This is a genomic window from Thermohahella caldifontis, from assembly GCF_041153465.1.
GTDB classification, from domain to species: Bacteria; Pseudomonadota; Gammaproteobacteria; order Pseudomonadales; family Oleiphilaceae; genus Thermohahella; species Thermohahella caldifontis.
In genome coordinates this window covers 2,334,210-2,353,325 of record NZ_CP154858.1, presented here as the reverse complement: position 1 = coordinate 2,353,325, position 19,116 = coordinate 2,334,210, and the positions used below count along the sequence as shown (strand labels likewise).

Sequence of the window (19,116 nt, the reverse complement as noted above, 5' to 3'; positions counted from 1 at the left end):
GGGACACAGACGGAGAACACCTTGTCGATCTGAGCGACAACAACAACGAGGAGAAGCACAATGAAACTGAAGCACTTTGCCAGCGCCGTCCTGACGGCCGGACTGACACTTGCCGGACTGGGTGCCGGATCAGCCACTGCGGCAGAACAGAAGTTCGTGACCATCGGAACCGGTGGGGTGACCGGGGTTTACTACCCCACGGGTGGCGCCATCTGCCGTCTGGTCAACAAGACCCGCAAGGAGCACGGCATCCGCTGTTCCGTGGAGTCCACCGGCGGTTCCATCTACAACCTGAACGCCATCCGTGAAGGCGAGCTGGACATGGGTGTGGCCCAGTCCGACTGGCAGTATCACGCCTACCACGGCACCAGCAAGTTCAAGGATGTGGGCCCGAACAAGAAGCTGCGTGCCCTGTTCTCCGTTCACCCGGAGCCGTTCACCGTCGTGGCCCGTGCCGACAGCGGCATCAAGCACTTTGACGACCTGAAGGGCAAGCGTGTCAACATCGGCAACCCGGGTTCCGGCCAGCGTGGCACCATGGAAGTGGTCATGAACGCCAAGGGCTGGACGCTCAACGACTTCAAACTGGCTTCCGAGCTCAAGTCCGCAGAACAGTCCAAGGCGCTGTGTGACAACAAGGTGGATGCCATTGTCTTCACCGTGGGTCATCCGAGCGGTTCCATCAAGGAAGCCACCACGTCCTGTGATGCGGTGCTGGTGGATGTGACCGGTCCGGTGATCGACAAGCTGGTGAAAGAGAACGCGTACTACCGCTATGCCACCATTCCGGCAGGCATGTACCGGGGTACGGATCGTGATGTGAAGACCTTTGGTGTGGGCGCCACCTTCGTGACTTCTGCGGATGTGCCCGAGGATGTGGTGTACAACGTGGTCAAGGCGGTTTTCGAGAACTTCGAGCAGTTCAAGAAGCTGCACCCGGCCTTCGCCAACCTGAAGAAGGAAGAGATGATCAAAGACGGCCTGTCCGCACCGCTGCACAAGGGTGCCATCAAGTACTACAAGGAAGCCGGCCTGATGTAATGGCCGCCCCGGCTTTGCCGGGGATTCATTCCTTTCACGTCTGCCCCGGCCTGCCCGGGGCAGTCCCGTTCAGTCAGAAGAGCGAATCCGACGATGAGCGAATCATCCCGCAACACGTCATCCGCACCTGCAATTGATGTTCAGGAACTGGTTGCCCAGTCCGATACCGGTGCGCGCAATCCGAAAGGCATTCCCGGCAAGATCCTATGGATCGTTCCGTTCCTGTGGGCCTGCTTTCAGCTCTGGTATGCCTCGCCCCTGCCGTTCGTGTTTGACATTCTGGTGCTCAATGACACCCAGGCCCGGGCCATTCACCTGGCATTTGCCCTGTTTCTGACCTATACCGCTTACCCGGCATTCAAAAAGTCACCCCGAGACCACATTCCGGTGATCGACTGGGTGCTGGCACTGGCTGGCGCTTTCGCCGCCTCCTATCTGTACCTGTTTTACGACGAGCTGGCCGGCCGTTCCGGCAGTTTTACCGATTTTGATATCGCGGTGGGCGCTGCCGGCATGCTGCTGCTGCTGGAAGCCACCCGCCGTGCACTGGGACCGCCCCTGATGGTGGTGGCGGCCCTGTTCCTGTTCTATACCTTCGGTGGCCAGATGATGCCGGATGTGATTGCCCACAAGGGGGCCAGTCTAACCAAGACCATCGGCCATCAGTGGCTGACCACGGAAGGGGTGTTTGGTGTGGCGCTGGGGGTCTCCACCAGCTTCGTTTTCTTGTTCGTGCTCTTTGGTGCCCTGCTGGACAAGGCGGGGGCCGGCAACTGGTTCATCCAGGTGGCATTCTCCCTGCTCGGCCACATGCGTGGCGGACCGGCCAAGGCGTCGGTGGTGGCTTCCGGTCTTTCCGGGCTGGTTTCCGGTTCCTCCATCGCCAATGTGGTCACGACGGGAACCTTTACCATTCCGCTCATGAAACGAGTCGGTTTCCCGGGCTACAAGGCCGGAGCCGTGGAAGTGGCTGCCTCCACCAACGGCCAGCTTACCCCGCCCATCATGGGGGCCGCGGCCTTCCTGATGGTGGAGTATGTGGGGGTGTCCTATGTGGAAGTGATTCAGCATGCCATCCTGCCGGCGCTGATTTCCTACATTGCCCTGTTCTACATCGTGCATCTGGAGGCCGTGAAGGCCGGCATGCAGGGGCTGCCGCGCCGCACCGAGCGCACCCTGGCCCAGAGCCTGATGGCCTTCGTGGGCAGTTTCCTGCTGCTTGCAGTGATCGCCGCCATCGTTTATTACGGGATCGGCTGGACCAAGGATGTCTTTGGCGACGCAGCCACCTGGATCATTGCCGCCCTGACCATCGTGGCCTACATTGCCCTGGTGCGGGTGGCAGCCAAGACACCGCCGCTGAAAATCGAAGATGCCGAGGCGGAACTGACGGAGATGCCCGAGGCCGGGCCGACGATTCTGGCGGGTCTGCACTACCTGCTGCCCATCGTGGCGCTGGTCTGGTGTCTGGTGGTGGAGCGCTTCTCGCCCGGACTCTCGGCATTCTGGGCCACGGTATTCCTGATCTTCGTGGTGCTGACCCAGCGGCCCCTGCTGGCTTATTTCCGGGGCGAAACCCGGTCCCTGTCCGAGACCCTGAAGGAAGGCTTCAACGATTTCACGGAAGGCATGGTCTCCGGCTCCCGCAACATGATCGGCATTGGCGTGGCCACTGCAGCAGCCGGTATCGTGGTCGGTACTGTCACCCTGACCGGCATCGGGCTGGTCATGACCGAGTTTGTGGAGTTCATTTCCGGTGGCAGTCTGATCCTCATGCTGCTGTTCACCGCCGGTATCTCCCTGATCCTGGGCATGGGGCTGCCCACCACGGCCAACTATATCGTGGTGTCCACCCTCATGGCGCCGGTCATCGTGACCCTGGGAGCCCAGCATGGCCTGATCGTGCCGCTGATTGCCGTGCACCTGTTCGTGTTCTACTTCGGGATTCTGGCGGATGATACGCCACCAGTGGGGCTGGCGGCCTTTGCTGCAGCCGGTCTGGCGGGCAGCGATCCCATCCGTACCGGTATCCAGGGTTTCATGTACGATATCCGGACGGCCATCCTGCCGTTCATGTTCATCTTCAACACCGAGCTGCTGCTGATCGGGATCGAATCCATTCCCCATCTGATCCTGACCATTCTCAGCGCCACTCTGGCCATGCTGGTCTTTGCCGCCGCAACCCAGGGCTTCTGGATGACCCGCAACCGCTTGTGGGAAACGGCTGCCCTGCTGCTGGTAGCCTTCACCCTGTTCCGTCCGGGATTCTGGTGGGATGAAATCTATCCGCCCATCAAGCAGATGCCCAGTACGGAGATCTACAAGGTGGCGGAAGCGCTGCCGGACAACGCAACCCTGCGCATGCGCGTCAAGGGCGAAACCCTGGACGGGGATATGGTCGAGAAGATTGTGGCGTTGCCGCTGGGACCGAAGGTGGATGGCCAGAGCCGCCTGGAAGCCATTGGCCTGACCCTGCGTGAGGAGAACGGTATCATGGTGGTGGACATGGTGGGCTTCGACAGCCCGGCCCAGAAGGCAGGCATTGATTTCGACTGGCAGATCCTGGATGTGGAGCAGGAGCTTGACCGGCCCGACAAGCAGTGGATGTTCGTACCGGCATTGTTGCTCCTTTTGGTGGTGTTCATGAGTCAGAAGGCGCGTGTGCGCCGCGAGGAGGGCCTGGCCCATGCTTAAGAAAATACTCTTTCCGGTGGATGTTGAAGAACTTCAGTTTGCCCGTGAGGCGCTGGAGTATGTGGTGAAGCTGGCCAGGGTGGACGGTGCATCCGTTCACGTGGTCAGTGTCCTGCCGGGCTTTACCATGCCCATGGTGGCGTCCTACTTCCCCAAGGATGCCTTCGACAAGGCACGCAAGGCGTTGGAAAAGACGCTCAGGGATTTCGTGGCACGCGAGTTTCCCGAGGATCTCGAAGTCACCTGTGCCATTCGCGAGGGCACGCCCTGGAAGGAGATCATCCGCGAGCGCATGGACTCGGGTTGTGACCTGATCGTGATCGGGGCCCACAACCGCAAGCGCATCAGCGACGTGATGCTGGGCTCCGTGGCCAACAAGGTGGTCGAGAACGCCCGCGTGTCCGTCATGGTGGTCAAGCCACGCATCTGACGTCATCGCAAGGCGGTCTGTTTCAGCGGCGGGAATGTGCCGGGAAACCGGTGCATTCCCGGTTTTACAGGGGGGCATGCCGATCTGGCTTGACTGGGGGCATGCCAGTATATACATTGTGTATATACACAAAGGACTGGTCATACATGCATGACGCTGAACATAACACAGAAAATCAGAACGAAGCTGCAGAAAAAGCACGGCGTCTCTGAAGATGAGATTCTTGAGTGCTTTGCCAACCGGGATGGCAAGTTCCTGACCGACACTCGCGAAAATCATCGTACGGACCCGCCAACGAAATGGTTTGTAGCGGAAACCAACCAGGGCAGGTTATTGAAAGTGGTTTTCATCCAATACGACAATGGGGAAACACATATCAAAACAGCCTATCAGGCCAACGAAAAAGAAATAGAAATATACGAGAAGTTTGCGAAAAGCAGATAATCCGCCGTAGCGGGAGACAAGACGATGAGCAAGCAAAAAAAGATTGAAGGTAGCGTGGACGCCTGGGAAAACCGGGAGCTCGGCGCTGAAGAGCAGTTCGTGGCCATCGCGAATGACATTAATGAAGAGGCACTGGATGATTCGCTCGGACTTCAGATGATCTCCATACGCATCCAGAAATCACTCCTGGAAGATCTCAGGCAGCTGGCCAAGATTCACGGTCTGGGCTATCAGCCGCTGATGAAGCAGATCCTTCAGCGGTTTGTGGAGTGTGAAAAGAAGCGCCTGCTCAATCAGGCTTCTGCTGAAGCAGAGCAGGCCCGGAAAGCTGAAGAAGCCGGTAAAAATACAAAAAAGGCTGTCGCCTGACGAAGCCCCGAAGCCGGGGCCTCTCACATATCCGCATCCTGTGCCATCACCTGGCAACACTCTCCGCTCTGCATGAACAACGAAGCAGTGTGGAAGCACATACGGCAGAACGATCACGGAATCCATCTTCGATTCGGGCTATGCCTCCCGGATCGCGCAGGGTCTGCCGGACAACTGACATGAGTGTGAGGTGGATCCCATCGTCCACCGTTTGCGCTACACTGAGTGTTTGCATCGGACGAGGAGGTGGCATGCACGAAACATCGCAACCCGGATGGCTGGCGCTGGCCTGTCAGCGACCGGTTGTCGTGCGCTCCCTGAAGGTGGCGCTGGTGGTGGGGACACTGCTGGGGCTGATCAATCACGGTGATGCCATGCTGGCCGGCACCATGACGGCCCGGCGCTGGATTCAGGTGGGGCTGACCTATCTCGTCCCCTATCTGGTGGCGACCTATGGTGCGGTTGGGGCGCTGCGTTCGATCAATCGTTCGATGCACTCCGCAGACAGGAACCATGGACACCGAGCTGAGTCCTGATCAGGCTCTGGAACTGGCCAGAGCGCTTCGAGAGGTGCTGAGGCGGCGCCGGCACAAGCGCAAGGTGCTGGGGCAGGTGGTCTTTGTGCCCGGTCAGCTGGACGAAGCGTTGCGCCTGCCACAGGTCATCGAACTGCTGGAGAGTCGTTCGGCGGGCCGTCAGGCCCGGGGTCTGGAACGCTTCGAAATGATCTGGGAAACGCTCTCCGAGCGCACCCGGCGTGCGACACTGGAATGCGTGGGCTGGTACGATCCCGACAGCCTGCCCTGGGATGACCCGCGTTCCAACCGGCGGCCTCCGATCAAGGTGTAGGGAGAATCCGGTATCACACCTGGACTGCCTTGAAGCCCTGAGAAAAACGGCTACACTATCGCCGGTCAGGTGTGTTTCGATTTCAACTGAAAGAGGAGCAAGCGCATGGCAAAAGGTGATCGTCGTACCCGTCGCGGCAAGATCGCACGCGGTTCCTACGGCAACAGCCGGCCCAAGCACCCTAAGAAGAAGGCGTGAGGGGCAGGTAAAGCGGTTCACCGACCGGGCGGATTGCCCGGTCGTCCTTGTTGCGGCTGTTGTTGATGGCCCGGTCAACGGGCACCGCCACCATCCCGCTCAGATCCACCGGTTTCAGACATTGCCGCACATCCTCCGGCGGCGCGTCCGGATCCAGCCACACCTCCCAGGCCGTCCTCGGCAGAATCAGCGGCATCCGTGAATGCAGGGGCCTGAAGCCCGGTGGTGCGTCCACGGTCACGATGGCGCAGGACTCCAGAAACGCGTCCGATCGTTCCCAGACATCCCAGATCCCGCCCAGTGCCAGCGCCTGCTCCGGGTGATGAATCCAGTAAGGTTGCTTGTGGCCGTTCTCCAGGCGCCACTCGATGAAGCCTGACGCCGGCAGAATGCCGCGCCGGTGACGGAACGGCCCCTTGAACGCCTTGCTGGTTTCCAGATTCTCCGCCCGGGCATTGAACATGCTGAAACGGGTATCCACCTCCCGCGCCCAGGACGGGGTGAGCCACCAGCGCATGGGGTGAACCGCCCGGCCCGATTCCGTTTCACACACCACCGGCACCGTTTCCGTGGGCGCGATGTTGTAGCGTGTGGGCAGGCGCATGTTCACCCCCAGATCCAGCAGAAGCTGCCGGGTCAGGGGATCATCAATGATGTTGTAGCGGCCGCACATGACGCCGCTCAGCTGTTTTCGGGCAGATCCAGGTCCGCGGCGCTGTGCCGCTCCGGTACCTGCAGCGATTCTTCCCCCAGGTCCGGTTCACGCGCCGGCCCCGCTGCACTGCCGGCCGGTCATGGATCTGTTTCGCCCAGCGCAGCACATGGGTGTAGGACTTCACGTCCAGAAACTCGGCAGCATCATAGAGCTTGCCTTCCACCAGTGCCCCGTACCAGGGGTAGGTGGCCATGTCGGCAATGGTATAGAGGTCTCCGCACAGGTACTCGTGGTCGGCAAAGTGGCGGTTGAGCACATCCAGCTGGCGCTTGACCTCCATGGTGAAGCGATTGATGGGGTACTCGTACTTCTCCGGTGCGTAGGCATAGAAATGCCCGAATCCGCCACCCAGAAAGGGCGCGCTGCCCACCTGCCAGAACAGCCAGGACAGGCACTCCGCCCGGCGGGGCCGGTCCGTGGGCAGGAACTGACCGAATTTTTCCGCCAGGTACATGAGAATGGCCCCGGACTCGAAGACCCGGACCGGCGGATTCTCGCTGCGGTCCACCATGGCCGGGATCTTGGAGTTGGGATTGATCTCCACGAAGCCGCTGCCAAACTGATCACCTTCCATGATGTTGATCAGCCAGGCATCGTATTCGGCCTCCTCAATCCCCAGCGCCAGCAGCTCCTCGAACATGATGGTCACTTTCACCCCGTTCGGAGTGCCGAGGGAATAGAGCTGAAACGGATGCTTGCCCACGGGCAGCGCCTTCTCGTGGGTGGGGCCGGCCACGGGCCGGTTGATGCTGGCAAAGCGGCCGCCGCTTTCCTTCTCCCAGGTCCAGACTTTCGGAGGCACATACTTCTGATCGGTCATGGTGTCTCACCTTCTGATGAATCGGAATGCTGGACACAGTCAATCACGAAGTGGCCGCAGGGTAAAGGGGGTGTCTGTGGGGAGGAAAAATGGCCGATGGAGCCGTGAGCCGGCCGGATGTATCATGCCGGGTGTAACAGGTTGGTATCAGTAGGTTTGATCAGGGAGATTTTCAACCGTGCCATGGAAGGATGATCAAAGTAGCGGAGAACTCTTTTGCAACAGTGCCGCTTCCACGGGATGCATGGTGATGAGCCGGTCCGTCAGGGAGCAGGTTGCCAATAGCCCCGACAAGATACTGGAGGTGGTACGATGAAGGGTATCTGGTCTGCTGCCGCACTGTGGGGCATGATGGTTTCTCCGCTCATGGCGGATCCCCTGTGCAATCATCCGGATGGCTGGGTAGTGTCCATGGGATGGGTGTACCTGAAGAATGCGGGCGTCGTCGGTAGCGCAGAGCTGGACACGGCGGCGGTCAGGGCCGAGCGTCTGGCATCCGAGCCACTCGGGGGCGGCCGCTACCGGCAGGTCTACCATGTTACCTATCCGAGACCGGGAAAGCCTCCGCTGGAGCTCATTACCCTGCATGTGGCGTCAGATACGGAATGTTCCGAGACGGCCATCACGGCATGGCAGGTCAGTGCAACCTACCGGGATGAGGCAGCAGGGGACACGACTGACTGAGGGCATGAACGACTCGCGGCCTTCGGATGTGAGGATCCTGTATCCCTGCTGCGTCAAAGTGTTACCCTGTGTAAGGATGCGACGCACTGATCACTTTTTGCCCCGGCGCGTGGTATAGTGAAAGCCATCCATCCTTTTTCACAGGAGCACAGAACATGAACGGACAATTGATCAGACACCTGCTGCTGGCGACACTGCTGGGCCTTCCGGTGGCGAGCTGGGCCGAGGGCGCAGGGGACGAGGTGTCGGCCAGGGAGATCCGGGAGGTCCGGGTCGAGCTGAAGGCGACTGTCCTGAAACTGGTGCCGGAGCGCAGCAATATCCTGGTTGATCAGCCGGGCAATGCCTTTCTGGGCTGGGAGGCGGGTCCGCGTCTGCTGAGCCTTGCCGACGCGAAGCTGATGAAGAAGCTGGAAGCCGGCAAGGAGGCCCGTCTCACCATCGTGGCCCCCAAGGGCGCATCAGTGGGTAACGTTGTTGCAGTTCGCTGACAGCGGGCTGGTCTGAAGGCGGGTGCGTGCGTGCCCGCCCGATCCGTGCGACACCTGAATCCCGGGAGCGAAAAGAGAAAGGGCGCGGTCACTTCACTGTGACCGCGCCCTAAAGCAGTGCTGTCCCTGCGTTCTCCATCCTGGAGGAAGCTTCATCCCTGACCATCCTGTGGTCATCCCTGCTCTGGCATCATCCTGATGCTTTGCCACCCCGGCTTTTCCCTGGCCCGTTTCCCTGAGCCTTTGTCGTCCTGACACGATTCATTTTACAGGGATGGATGTGACAGAATATGGTCAGGTGCCGTCAATGCGTGTAATACATTGACGACAGGTCATGTCCTATTTACGCAGTTTGCTGCTGGCAAAGCGTTCCACTTCTTCCTTGAGCCAGCCGGTAAACTGATCCAGCAATCCATCACCCTTGTCATCTTCCGGTGTGTGCTGTTTCCCGCGCTTGCGGGATCCGGGAGGCGCGGCCTTCTTGGGCGGCGCATAGCGCGGTTCGGGTTTGTTGGGGATGGCATCATACTTTTTCTTGTAGAAGGCCCGTGCCGCCTTCATCTTCTCCATGGCCTCGCTGTCCTGCGGAATGTCGCGAAGCTCGCAGATCCGCTCCAGCGCCATGTCGAATGCGGTGTCGAATCCATAACGATTGACCGAAACGGATTTGAACACGGCGGGCTTGTCCGGCAGTTTCACGCGGATCTTGAACTCGATGGAGGGGCCGCGGGCCTCCCGGTCGCGGACCTGCAGCTGCAGGCCGACGATGGAGCCGTCCTCATGGATCAGGCGTTCGCCGCGCAACGTCATCAGATGGCGTACGGCGGCCTGCCATTGGGCCAGCCGCTGGTCGATTTCGCGGGCCTTCTTCATGGCCTTCTGCATGGCGGCCTTGCTGTTCCCTTCCACGCGCACGTAGCGCTGCTGCTCCTTGCCATTGATGGCCCGGGTAATCCGCAGATAGGTGCGGGTACTGTCTGCACTGTCTTTAAATACGGTAATGCCCATGGGTGGAAGCCTTGGTCCTCAGTGTTTTGCCCTGTCAGGCAGATTGATTTGTCACCAGTTGTTATGAGTTAGCACTTACTCCACCGGGGAGTCGGCGTTAGTGTAGTCATTTTTGACGTGTGGCGTCCAGTATTCCGTTCACAAATGGTTACAGGAACGGCGTGCCTCAGGCCGGACCGGGATGGGCAGGGTCAACTCGCTGGGTGCTTTGGCCGGAGGTGCCAGGGCGGGCACCTCACAAGATGGCGGGAATGTGCGGCTGTCAGGTCAGTGAATAGATCAGCCAGCCGTCGTAGGCGGCAAATACCCCCACCAACAGGGCGCCTTCGATGCGGTTGATGCGCCCGCGGCCAAGGATGCCCACCGCCATGACCATGAGCAGAACCGTCACGACAGACATGACCGGCAGATCCCGGGTCAGCACTTCAGGCGGCAAGGGGGCGGGGGCAATGGCCCCGGCAATGCCAATGACCGCCAGGGTGTTGAACAGGTTGGATCCCACGATGTTGCCCACCGCCAGATCGTGTTCACCCTTGCGTGCTGCGGCAATGGAGGACGCCAGTTCCGGCAGGGAGGTGCCGAGTGCCACAATGGTCAGGCCGATCACCAGATCGGAGACGCCCATGGCCTGGGCAATTTCCACGGCGCCCCAGACCAGCATGCGGCTGCTGCCCACGAGGAGCGCAAACCCCGCCACTAGCCAGAAAATCGCCTGTTTCAGCGGCATGGCATGGCTGGCTGCTTCCGCGCTCACCTCCTGAGCCAGGGCGTCCTGCCGGGCGTTGAGGGCAGAGATGACTGACCAGCCCAGAAAACCGGCAAATACCAGCAATAGTACCCAGGCGTCCGGCCGGTCCAGCATGCTGTCCTGAAACAGCACCCATACGAGGGCGGTGACACCCAGCAGCAGGGGCAGCTCTTTCCTGAGCAGGCTGGAATGCACACTGATCGGACTGATCAGCGCGGTAATCCCCAGAATCAATGCAATGTTGGTGATGTTGGAGCCGATGGCATTGCCCACCGCCAGCCCCGGGTTGCCTTCCACAGCGGCCAGCGCGGAGACAACCATTTCCGGAGCCGATGTGCCGAATCCGATGATGAGAATACCGACCAGCAATGGCGGCATGCCCAGATGTGTGGCCGTCGCCGAGGCGCCGTCCACAAACTTGTCCGCGCTCCAGGTCAGCAGGATCAGGCCAGCCAGAAGTGCCAGTGCAGCCAGCAACATGGTGTGTACTCTCCTCCCTTTGGGCCGGCTATCCTAGCAATGTCCCGCCATCCCGGCAATACGGACTCAGGCCGATGGTGACATCAGGGCGGGATCGAAGTTCAGGATCCAGGTAGCCAGATCCGGCTCGGGCATGGGCCGGCAGATATGGTAGCCCTGCAGGACATGGCAGTGTTCGAGCTGGAAGAATGCCACCTGTTCCGCCTGCTCCACGCCCTCGGCCACCACCTCGATGCCCAGTTCGCGGGTCATGGCGAGAATGGCGCGGACGATGGCCTGGCCCTGGTGTGAGATCAGGATGCCGTCGGTAAAGGACTTGTCGATCTTGAGCACATCAATGGGCAGGTCGCGCAGGGTGGCCAGGGAGGAGTAGCCGGTGCCGAAGTCATCCATGGCAATGGTGGTGCCCAGTTCCCGCAGACGCAACAGGGTATCCAGCGCGATCTCGCCGGACTGCATGATGGCGGTTTCGGTGATCTCCACTTCCAGAAAGCGCCCGTTCAGAGCGTGTCGCGTCAGGCTTTGCTCCACACGCCGGACGATGTCCTGGGTCTTGCGGAACTGAACGGTGGAGAAGTTCACCGCCACCCGCAGCCAGGGCAGGCCGGCTTCATGCAGCCGCACGGCGGCCTGACAGGCTTCATCCAGCACCCACTGACCGATATCCACGATCAGCCCGCTGTCCTCGGCCACGGGAATGAAGCGATCCGGCGGAATGTAGCCGATTTCCGGATGTTTCCAGCGCAGCAGAGCTTCCACGGCACAGATGCGCCCGCTGCGCAGGTCCAGCTGCGGCTGATAGTGGAGCTCGAACTGACCTGCTTCCAGTGCCACACGCAGGTCCTGGAGCAGATTCTGACGCTCCAGAGCCTTGGTTTCCATTTCCTGGCTGTAGAACTCCACCTGATTCTTGCCCTTGGCCTTGGCCTGATACATGGCGATGTCGGCGCGCTTGAGCAGTTCCACCGCCTCTTCCCCGTCCAGCGGATACATGGCCACACCGATGGACGCACCCAGGTGATAGGTCCGGTTGTGAATCTCGAAGGGCTTGCGCAGGGCATCCAGTACCCGTTCCGCCACCAGCCGCACGGAAGCCGGCTCGGTCACATGGGGCAGGATGATGGCAAACTCGTCGCCGCCGATCCGGGACAGCTCACCCTTGTCCTGGGCGGCACTGACCTGGCGCATGCTGGAGATCATGTCCTCTTCGCGCAGGCAGGTCCGGAGACGGCGGGCGATCTCCTGGAGCACCTTGTCGCCGGCATCATGACCCAGGGTGTCGTTGACTTCCTTGAAGCCGTCAATGTCGATGTACATGACCACGAGATGGTGGTGGTGGCGCTTGGCGGCTGCCAGCGCCTTGTTCAGGTAGCTTGAGAACAGGTTGCGGTTGGCCAGCCCCGTGAGGCTGTCCTGATAGGCAATCTGGCGCAGTTTCATGCTGGTGGCGCGCAGATTGATGTTCATGTCCTGGAAGGCACGTGCCAGGGCACCGATCTCGTCACGCCGAGAGGCCGTGGCCAGATGCCGGTCCAGATCCGGGTTGTCCGAGTGCATGCGGTTATGGCCGATGTCATGGGCCATGTCCTGAAGATCCAGAATGGGCCGTACCAGAATCCGGTGCAACAGCACCAGCAGCACCAATCCGGTGAGCACGATCAGGACGGTCAGCCCCAGTACCGTCTGGCGCGCCACTTTCTGGGCCAGCTCGACGGTCTCCTTTGCTGGCCAGACGGTCATCAGCTCCAGTCCGTAGGGCAGTTCGTAGAGTCGGGTGAAGTAGCCGGCACCCTTCAGTTCCACTGCGCTGAGGGACGTACCTTCCGGCTGGACGGCGGTCAGGTCGGCCAGCGCCTTGAGGTCGGATCTGAGAAACGCTTCGGCCTGGCTCAGGGGGGCATGGTCAGGCCCGAGCAGCACCGCAAAACCGGTTTTGCCCAGCGCGAGCTGTGCCACCCTCCGGGCAAGAGGCTCCAGATTCACGCGCAGCACCAGGTAACCCCCGATGTCCTGCTTGCTGCTGGTTTTCCAGTCGCTGTAGGTGGTCATGGGAATGGGACGGCCATAGAGCAGCTTGAGGTCCTGGCCGTTCCAGAGAGGCGTGCGGAACGTCTCGCCCGCCGGTGTGGCGGACAGCTGGCCGAACCATGCCTGCTCCCCCGGTGGCTTGGTGTCCGTGGCGTCCTTGCGACCGGGTTTGTAGAGACTGACGGCGGGCTGGCCGGCCTTGTCCGTCATGATCAGGGCTTCATAGGCTGCCTGAACGGAAAGCCAGGTCCGGAAAGTCTCGAGGATCGGCCGGTACAACAGGAAGTCTCGCTGGGTCTCGTCCTGGACAATGAAATATTGACGGATCTGGGGTAATTGGCTGAGCAGTTGCAGTTGGATGCCCGCTTCCAGGTCCAGTTGCCGGAGTGCCTGCTCGGTGGTTCGCCAGGCCCGTTCGGACTGGCTGGCCACCTGCCGGCTCATTTCGCTGGCCTGCTGCGTGAAGAACAGGTAGCTCATCAGCACCAGCGGGATCATGACCACGGGTGCCAGAATGAGAATGACCTTGGCGCGCAGGCCCGGAACGGGGAATGGCTTCATCTCAGCGGAATGTCAGCTCCACGAATTTCTGGCTCGCCAGCCGGTTGATGGCGACTGGCCAGACGGTAAAGACCTCGCTGCGGGCCCGGATGGCTTCCGGCGGGAACACGGCCGGATTGGCCCGGAAGTCTGCCGGCAGCAGGGCCTCGGCGGCCGTGTTGGGTGTGGCATAGTACAGTGTCTGCGCGTTGCGGGCATTGATTTCAGGCTCATTCAGGAACTGGATGAAACGCTCGGCGAGCACCTTTTTCTGCGACGACTTCAGTATGGCCAGCGAATCCATCCACAGCCCGGTCCCCTCCTCGGGCACCACAAAGGCCAGCTGACCCGATTCATCCTTGTCAATCAGCTGCAGCGCATCGCCATTGTAGGCCATGGCCATATCAATTTCACCACGGCTGAATTCATTATCCGTTTTCAGCGTGGGATTTCGCCAGGCCGTGACATACGGGGCAAAGAAGGCCAGCAGGCTGGTGGCAGCCTGAATGTCCTGTTCCGTCACGTCAACCATGGAGCGCCCCAGCGCCTTGAGGGCCATGGCATAGACCGTGCTCACCGTGTTCAGACTGAGAATCCGGTGGCGATGGGGCTCGGCAGGCTGAAAGAACGCTTTCCAGGAGGTGGGCGGCGGATTGACGCGATCCTTGCGGTAAAGGATGCCCACGGTGCCCCAGAAGTAGGGGACCTCGTAGAAGGTGTCCGGCAACGGTGCCCGGTTCCAGGGCATGCGGATGTGGGCCGCATTGGAGATCCGCTGCCGGTCAAGCGGTTCCAGCCATCCCTGACGGATGTAGTTCTGCACCAGCGCGGAATCCAGCAGCACCAGATCAAAGCCGATGCCGTTGGTCTGCGCCAGGATCATTTCCCTTTCGTCATCGTCCTCGAAATAGACGAAACGGATCTTCACATCATTCTTCTGCTCAAACTCGCTGACCAGCTCCGGATCGATGTAGTCTTCCCAGGTCAGGAATGTCAGGGTTTCCGTGGCCTGCACCGGCAGGGCCAGGAAAAGCCCTATAAACAGGAATCCGCATAAACGCCGCATCTCGCCCCTCTCGTTTGGAGAAATCTCTGCCAAGTATAGCAGCCTGTCCAGTATTGACCGGAAATGTGACCGGGTGGCACCGGATCAGCGCCGGACGCAGGGCGGCAGTGAGCAGGGTGGTGCGGGTTCGTGTGTCATCCGGAAGGTTTTCTGGCGGCCGCTGCAGGAGTGGCTATACTCCTGCATAATGGTAAAAACGAAAAAACCATGAGGATGACGAACATTGGAGACCGTACCCGTCCCCCGGCATTTGCTGAAAAAAATGTTGCTGGCCGGACTTGTACTGGCCCTGCTGGTTTCCCTGCTCACCGTCATGGCGGAGCTGGAGTGGATTGATGAGGAGTTGTCTTCTGCTGCCATCGCCCTGGCGGAACAGGCCCACCGGCAGATGCCTGCCGGGCTGGACCGGCTGGAAGAACCGCAGCGGGAAGCCTGGATGAAGGATTTTCTCATCAGGCAGGCTCAACCTGGCACCAACCACTTCATTTTCATGGAACTGTACAACAATGTGCGGGAAGAGATCGGCAATGCGGGCATTGCCGATATTTCCGGGCTGAAGGCCGAGCTGGATCGCGGCAGACACCTCTTTGCCTGGCGGGACAAGGCGGATTATCGGCGCATCTGGAAGGATGGCAATCTCTATCTGCAGGTCTGGGTATCACTGAAGGGGCAAACGGCGGATGATTTCAGCGGCTACCTGGAAGGCGTTTTCCGGGTCTCGCCGGAAAATCTCCGGGGCTTGTACATGCGTGTGGCGCTGGCCGTGGCGTTCGTGGTCAGTGCCATACTGCTGGCGGTCATCATTGTGTATCCGGTGGTGCGTCGTCAGCATGAGCGGATTCTTGATCATGCACGCGAAGTCACCCAGTCCAACATCGACCTGCTGCGGGTGCTCGGAAACGCCATCGCCAAGCGTGACAGCGATACCCATGCCCACAATTACCGCGTCACGTTATACAGCATCTGGCTGGCAGAGGCGCGGGGCCTGGCCCATGACACGATCCGTGCCCTGATCAAGGGGGCCTTTCTCCATGATGTGGGAAAGATCGCCATTCCGGACAAGATCCTGCACAAGCCGGGCCCGCTGGATGAGGAGGAGTTCCGCATCATGAAGACCCATCCGGCACATGGCAAGGACATTGTGGAGAGCAACCCCTGGCTGGCGGAAGCCGTGGATGTGGTCTGGGGACATCACGAAAAGTTTGATGGCAGCGGTTATCCTCAGGGCCTGAAGGGGAAGGCCATTCCCGTGAATGCCCGGATATTCTGCATTGCTGATGTGTTTGATGCCCTGACTTCCCGGAGACCCTACAAGGAGCCGTTTCCGTTCGACAAGTCGGTGGCCATTCTGCAGGAAGGCAGGGGCCGGCACTTTGATCCGGAGCTGCTGGATCTGTTTCTGGTCCATGCCCGCAAGTGGTACCAGACCATTCAGCGCATGAAGGACAATGAACTGCATGGGGCCATCCGTACCAAAATGACCGAATACTTCAACTGATCAACTGACAGGTGAACATGCCATGAAGGCCTTTCTGAACCGTATCGACCTGATGACGCTGATCCGGGGGATCAGTCTGGCGTTTGTGGTCATACTGCTGGCCCTCGAGCTGTGGCTGGTGAACGTCCAGAAGGAGGTGGCGGTTGCGCAACAGGCGGAGAATAGGGCTTCGGAGGAGCTGATCGACTTCCAGAACCTGCGCTATCATGTGGTTCAGGTTCAGCAGTTCTTTACGGACGCGTCGCTGACCGGTGAAAGCGAACCGGTACAACTGGCGCGGGATCACGCGGAGAAGGCGCAGGCGGTTCTCCGGGAAATTGGCGATGAATTTGCTGACGAGCAGAGCTGGGTGGCCCGGATCGGCCCGCTGGTGAACAAGGAAATTGAGCTCGGTGCACCGATGGTGGAGCGTTATCTGGCCGGTGACAAATCCGGCGGGGATCAGCTGATGGCGCAGTTTGACGCCCTGGCCGGCCAGGTTGCCGAAGCGGTGGCGACGGAACTGGAGAAGGTCGCAGCCCGGCGCGATCAGCTGCGTGAGCAGGCCGACCGACTGTCGTCGCGTGCAGACGCGGTGCTGAAAGTACTGCTCTGGGTGCTCACCCTGATGACGCTGTGCACCTTGGGATTCATTTTTATCCGCCTGAAAGTGACGCTTGGGGGGTTGCTGGAGAGTTTCCGCGACCTCAACCGGGGTGACAAGGACCTGACGGCACGCCTGCCCGTGCAGGGGAAGGGGCTGCTGACGGATACCGCCAGAGAGTTCAACCGCTTTGTTCAGGGACTGGACGAACTGATCAGTACCGTGGTGATTGCACTCAGGCAGGCCGGCAGGCGTGTGCTGGGTCTGCGTACTGCCGCGGAGGAAACCCTGACGGGGATGGAGGAAGTCCATTCCAACACCGATCAACTGGCCACCGCCATCAATGAAATGGCAGCCACCGTGCAGGAAATCGCTCAAAGCACCGATGCAGCGCGTGAGAAAGCCATGAAGGCGGATGAGGCGGCATCCCAGGGCATGGAGGTGGTGAGCCGGACCATTCAGATCATTGAGGGTATGGCACGATCCATCACCGAATCGGCACAGGCCATTGACCGGCTGGCGAGAGACAGTGCTCAGATTGGTGAGATTCTCAACGTGATCCGCAGCATTTCCGATCAGACCAACCTGCTGGCTCTCAATGCAGCCATTGAGGCTGCCCGGGCCGGCGAAGCAGGCCGGGGGTTTGCGGTTGTCGCGGATGAAGTCCGCTCACTGGCACAGCGGACCCAGGAGTCCACCGAAGAAATCCAGGCCATGATCGAGCGTCTGCAACAGGGCACTCAGGATGCCGTACGGAATATGGAGCGTACGGCCGAGGCCAGTGGCCAGGCCGTGGATCATGCGACCCGGGCGGATCAGGCACTGCAGCGCATCAAGCAGATTGTGGAAGAGATGGCTGACATGAACACCCAGGTGGCGACGGCCTCTGAAGAACAGTCTGCGGTCGCGGAAGAGCTCAACCGCAATGTCGTGATTGTGGCGGATGTGGCCCAGCGTGTGCTGGAGCTGGCCATGCAGAACCAGACGGCTGCCATGGAAGCGGCCCTGGCAGTTCAGGAAGTGGGGATGCTCATGGGGCAGTTCCGGGTCAGCCATGATGGCAGGGAAGTGGATGAGGATCAGTTTGCCGTCTGGCACGACGGCTATCTGGTCAATATCCGCGAAGTGGACGACCAGCACCGGCAGCTCTTCGGGCTGATGAATGACGTGTACAGGGAATTCCGGGCGCGGGGTGTGACCGACTCGCTGCGCAGAACGCTGGACAATCTGGTGGCCCTGGCCCGCAAGCATCTGGCAGACGAAGAAGCCCTGATGGAGCGGGCAGGCTATTCGGAACTGGCCGCACACCGCAGGGTGCATGAGAAACTGCTGGCAGACATGGAGGCCAAGGTCCGGACCTTCGCCAGTACGGGATCGGACGAGGCCATGCTGGATCTGCTGATGTTCCTCAAGCGCTGGCTGGTGGACCACATTTACCGGGTGGACAAGCACTACATGGATGAGCTGCATGCTGCCGGGATTCACTGAGGGAGAGACACAATCACGGACGCTTGGCCTGACCAGACCCTGACCTGCCCGGACGGACGCACCCTGGCGTGGCGGGAATACGGCGCGGCGCACGGACGGCCCCTGGTGTTCTGCCATGGCATTCCCGGCTGCCGGCTGGAAGGGCGTTACTTTGATGCCACCGCCCGACGCCTCGGGTGGCGGGTGATTGTGCCGGACCGCTCCGGTATCGGTCGGTCCGACCGTCTGCCGGGCAAGATATTGCTGAGTGATGCGGCCGATGTGCTCTACCTGAGCCGTCATCTCGGTCTTGGCCGTTTCCCGGTCATGGGCTGGTCCAGCGGGGCACCCGTGGCGCTGGCCTGTGCCTGGGCCTTCCCACAGCACCTTGACGCCTGTGTGGTGGTGGCCGGTTATACGGACTTTTCCGTCTTTCCCGATGGTCGTGACCTGCTGCTCAAAACCGGCTGGCCATTGCCCAAGCTGGCCCACTGGGGCACCGGCCTGTTCTATGCCGCACTGACCCTTATGGTGATCACCACACGGCTGATGCCCGGGCTCTACTTCCGCGCTGTCCTCAATGCCTGCGGGGAGGCCGACCGGCGGGTACTGGAAGCGCCGGAACACGAACTGGCCTTTCTGTATGACCAGCTTGAAGCCATGCGTTCCCCCATTGCGGGCATCGCCGACAATCTGCGCACCCAGCATCACTTCTGGGGTTTTCCCCTGTCGGGCATCCGCTTTCCCGTGACCCTGGTGCAGGGCATGGAAGACCGTCTGGTGCCGCCGGTCATGGCGCAGCACCTGCACTGGATGATTCCGGGATCCACACTGCACCTGCTGGACCATTACGGTCACCTGCTGCCGCTGGACGAGCGTTTCCAGGAGGTGGTTTTTGCCCGCTTTCTTGCACCCGGGCCGGCCGGGCCGTATGCTGCGCGGTAACGGAATCAACGAGCCCCG

Annotated in this window: 18 protein-coding genes and 1 pseudogene; 13 read left to right on the top strand and 6 right to left on the bottom strand. The window is 60.6% G+C overall.

The window, feature by feature from the left end; translation table 11 throughout:
• Positions 1–60: 60 nt before the first annotated feature.
• From AAIA72_RS11420 to AAIA72_RS11385, 8 genes are all read left to right on the top strand, one after another.
• The gene (locus tag AAIA72_RS11420; RefSeq protein WP_369600443.1) at positions 61–1,041 is read left to right on the top strand and encodes a TAXI family TRAP transporter solute-binding subunit; all 981 of its coding nucleotides are present in this window, start codon (positions 61–63) and stop codon (positions 1,039–1,041) included.
• A 93-nt stretch (positions 1,042–1,134) separates the two neighbouring features.
• A complete protein-coding gene (locus AAIA72_RS11415; protein ID WP_369600442.1) occupies positions 1,135–3,735 on the top strand; it encodes a TRAP transporter permease in 2,601 nt (866 codons plus the stop codon).
• A complete protein-coding gene (locus AAIA72_RS11410; protein ID WP_369600441.1) occupies positions 3,728–4,165 on the top strand; it encodes a universal stress protein in 438 nt (145 codons plus the stop codon). The genes AAIA72_RS11415 and AAIA72_RS11410 overlap by 8 nt, the downstream gene beginning before the upstream one ends.
• A 150-nt stretch (positions 4,166–4,315) precedes the next feature.
• Entirely contained in the window at positions 4,316–4,609 is a 294-nt protein-coding gene (locus AAIA72_RS11405; protein ID WP_369600440.1) for a hypothetical protein, read from the top strand.
• A 24-nt stretch (positions 4,610–4,633) separates the two neighbouring features.
• Positions 4,634–4,978, top strand: a complete 345-nt coding sequence (locus tag AAIA72_RS11400; RefSeq protein ID WP_369600439.1) for a hypothetical protein — start codon at positions 4,634–4,636, stop codon at positions 4,976–4,978.
• A 251-nt stretch (positions 4,979–5,229) separates the two neighbouring features.
• Positions 5,230–5,514, top strand: a complete 285-nt coding sequence (gene nrtS, locus AAIA72_RS11395; protein WP_369600438.1) for a nitrate/nitrite transporter NrtS — start codon at positions 5,230–5,232, stop codon at positions 5,512–5,514.
• The gene (locus AAIA72_RS11390) at positions 5,492–5,827 is read left to right on the top strand and encodes a hypothetical protein (RefSeq protein ID WP_369600437.1); all 336 of its coding nucleotides are present in this window, start codon (positions 5,492–5,494) and stop codon (positions 5,825–5,827) included. Before nrtS ends, AAIA72_RS11390 begins: the two co-directional genes overlap by 23 nt.
• A gap of 105 nt (positions 5,828–5,932) precedes the next feature.
• Entirely contained in the window at positions 5,933–6,025 is a 93-nt protein-coding gene (locus AAIA72_RS11385; protein ID WP_369600436.1) for a 30S ribosomal protein THX, read from the top strand.
• On the opposite strand, the gene AAIA72_RS11380 is transcribed toward AAIA72_RS11385, so the two are convergent.
• Complete coding sequence (locus tag AAIA72_RS11380) at positions 6,009–6,698, bottom strand: SOS response-associated peptidase (protein WP_369600435.1); 690 nt, start codon at positions 6,696–6,698, stop codon at positions 6,009–6,011. The two genes, AAIA72_RS11385 and AAIA72_RS11380, sit on opposite strands and share 17 nt — an antisense overlap.
• An 8-nt stretch (positions 6,699–6,706) precedes the next feature.
• Positions 6,707–7,560 (bottom strand): annotated as a pseudogene (gene yghU, locus AAIA72_RS11375) (glutathione-dependent disulfide-bond oxidoreductase).
• Between the two features lie 312 nt (positions 7,561–7,872).
• Here yghU and AAIA72_RS11370 point away from each other — a divergent pair.
• Both AAIA72_RS11370 and AAIA72_RS11365 read left to right on the top strand, forming a co-directional pair.
• Positions 7,873–8,244, top strand: a complete 372-nt coding sequence (locus tag AAIA72_RS11370; RefSeq protein ID WP_369600434.1) for a hypothetical protein — start codon at positions 7,873–7,875, stop codon at positions 8,242–8,244.
• 155 nt (positions 8,245–8,399) lie between these two features.
• Positions 8,400–8,735: a hypothetical protein gene (locus AAIA72_RS11365; RefSeq protein ID WP_369600433.1), complete on the top strand. Its 336-nt coding sequence runs from the start codon at positions 8,400–8,402 to the stop codon at positions 8,733–8,735.
• 339 nt (positions 8,736–9,074) lie between these two features.
• Here AAIA72_RS11365 and AAIA72_RS11360 read toward each other — a convergent pair whose 3' ends face one another.
• From AAIA72_RS11360 to AAIA72_RS11345, 4 genes are all read right to left on the bottom strand, one after another.
• Positions 9,075–9,743 (bottom strand): hypothetical protein, encoded by a 669-nt coding sequence (locus tag AAIA72_RS11360; RefSeq protein WP_369600432.1) that lies wholly within the window; start codon positions 9,741–9,743, stop codon positions 9,075–9,077.
• 262 nt (positions 9,744–10,005) lie between these two features.
• Positions 10,006–10,971 carry a calcium/sodium antiporter gene (locus AAIA72_RS11355; protein WP_369600431.1) on the bottom strand — a complete coding sequence of 322 codons (966 nt, stop codon included), beginning with the start codon at positions 10,969–10,971 and terminating at the stop codon, positions 10,006–10,008.
• Positions 10,972–11,037: 66 nt separating this feature from the next.
• Positions 11,038–13,560, bottom strand: coding sequence for an EAL domain-containing protein (locus AAIA72_RS11350; protein WP_369600430.1), 2,523 nt, complete (start codon positions 13,558–13,560; stop codon positions 11,038–11,040).
• Position 13,561: 1 nt separating this feature from the next.
• A complete protein-coding gene (locus tag AAIA72_RS11345) occupies positions 13,562–14,605 on the bottom strand; it encodes a spermidine/putrescine ABC transporter substrate-binding protein (RefSeq protein WP_369600429.1) in 1,044 nt (347 codons plus the stop codon).
• A 223-nt stretch (positions 14,606–14,828) separates the two neighbouring features.
• Here AAIA72_RS11345 and AAIA72_RS11340 point away from each other — a divergent pair, with 223 nt between their 5' ends.
• The 3 genes from AAIA72_RS11340 (at position 14,829) to AAIA72_RS11330 (ending at position 19,098) form a co-directional block, all read left to right on the top strand.
• Positions 14,829–16,103: an HD-GYP domain-containing protein gene (locus AAIA72_RS11340; protein ID WP_369600428.1), complete on the top strand. Its 1,275-nt coding sequence runs from the start codon at positions 14,829–14,831 to the stop codon at positions 16,101–16,103.
• Between the two features lie 22 nt (positions 16,104–16,125).
• Positions 16,126–18,174: a bacteriohemerythrin gene (locus AAIA72_RS11335; protein WP_369600427.1), complete on the top strand. Its 2,049-nt coding sequence runs from the start codon at positions 16,126–16,128 to the stop codon at positions 18,172–18,174.
• 105 nt (positions 18,175–18,279) lie between these two features.
• Positions 18,280–19,098 carry an alpha/beta fold hydrolase gene (locus AAIA72_RS11330; protein WP_369600426.1) on the top strand — a complete coding sequence of 273 codons (819 nt, stop codon included), beginning with the start codon at positions 18,280–18,282 and terminating at the stop codon, positions 19,096–19,098.
• The last annotated feature ends 18 nt before the right edge of the window (positions 19,099–19,116 follow it).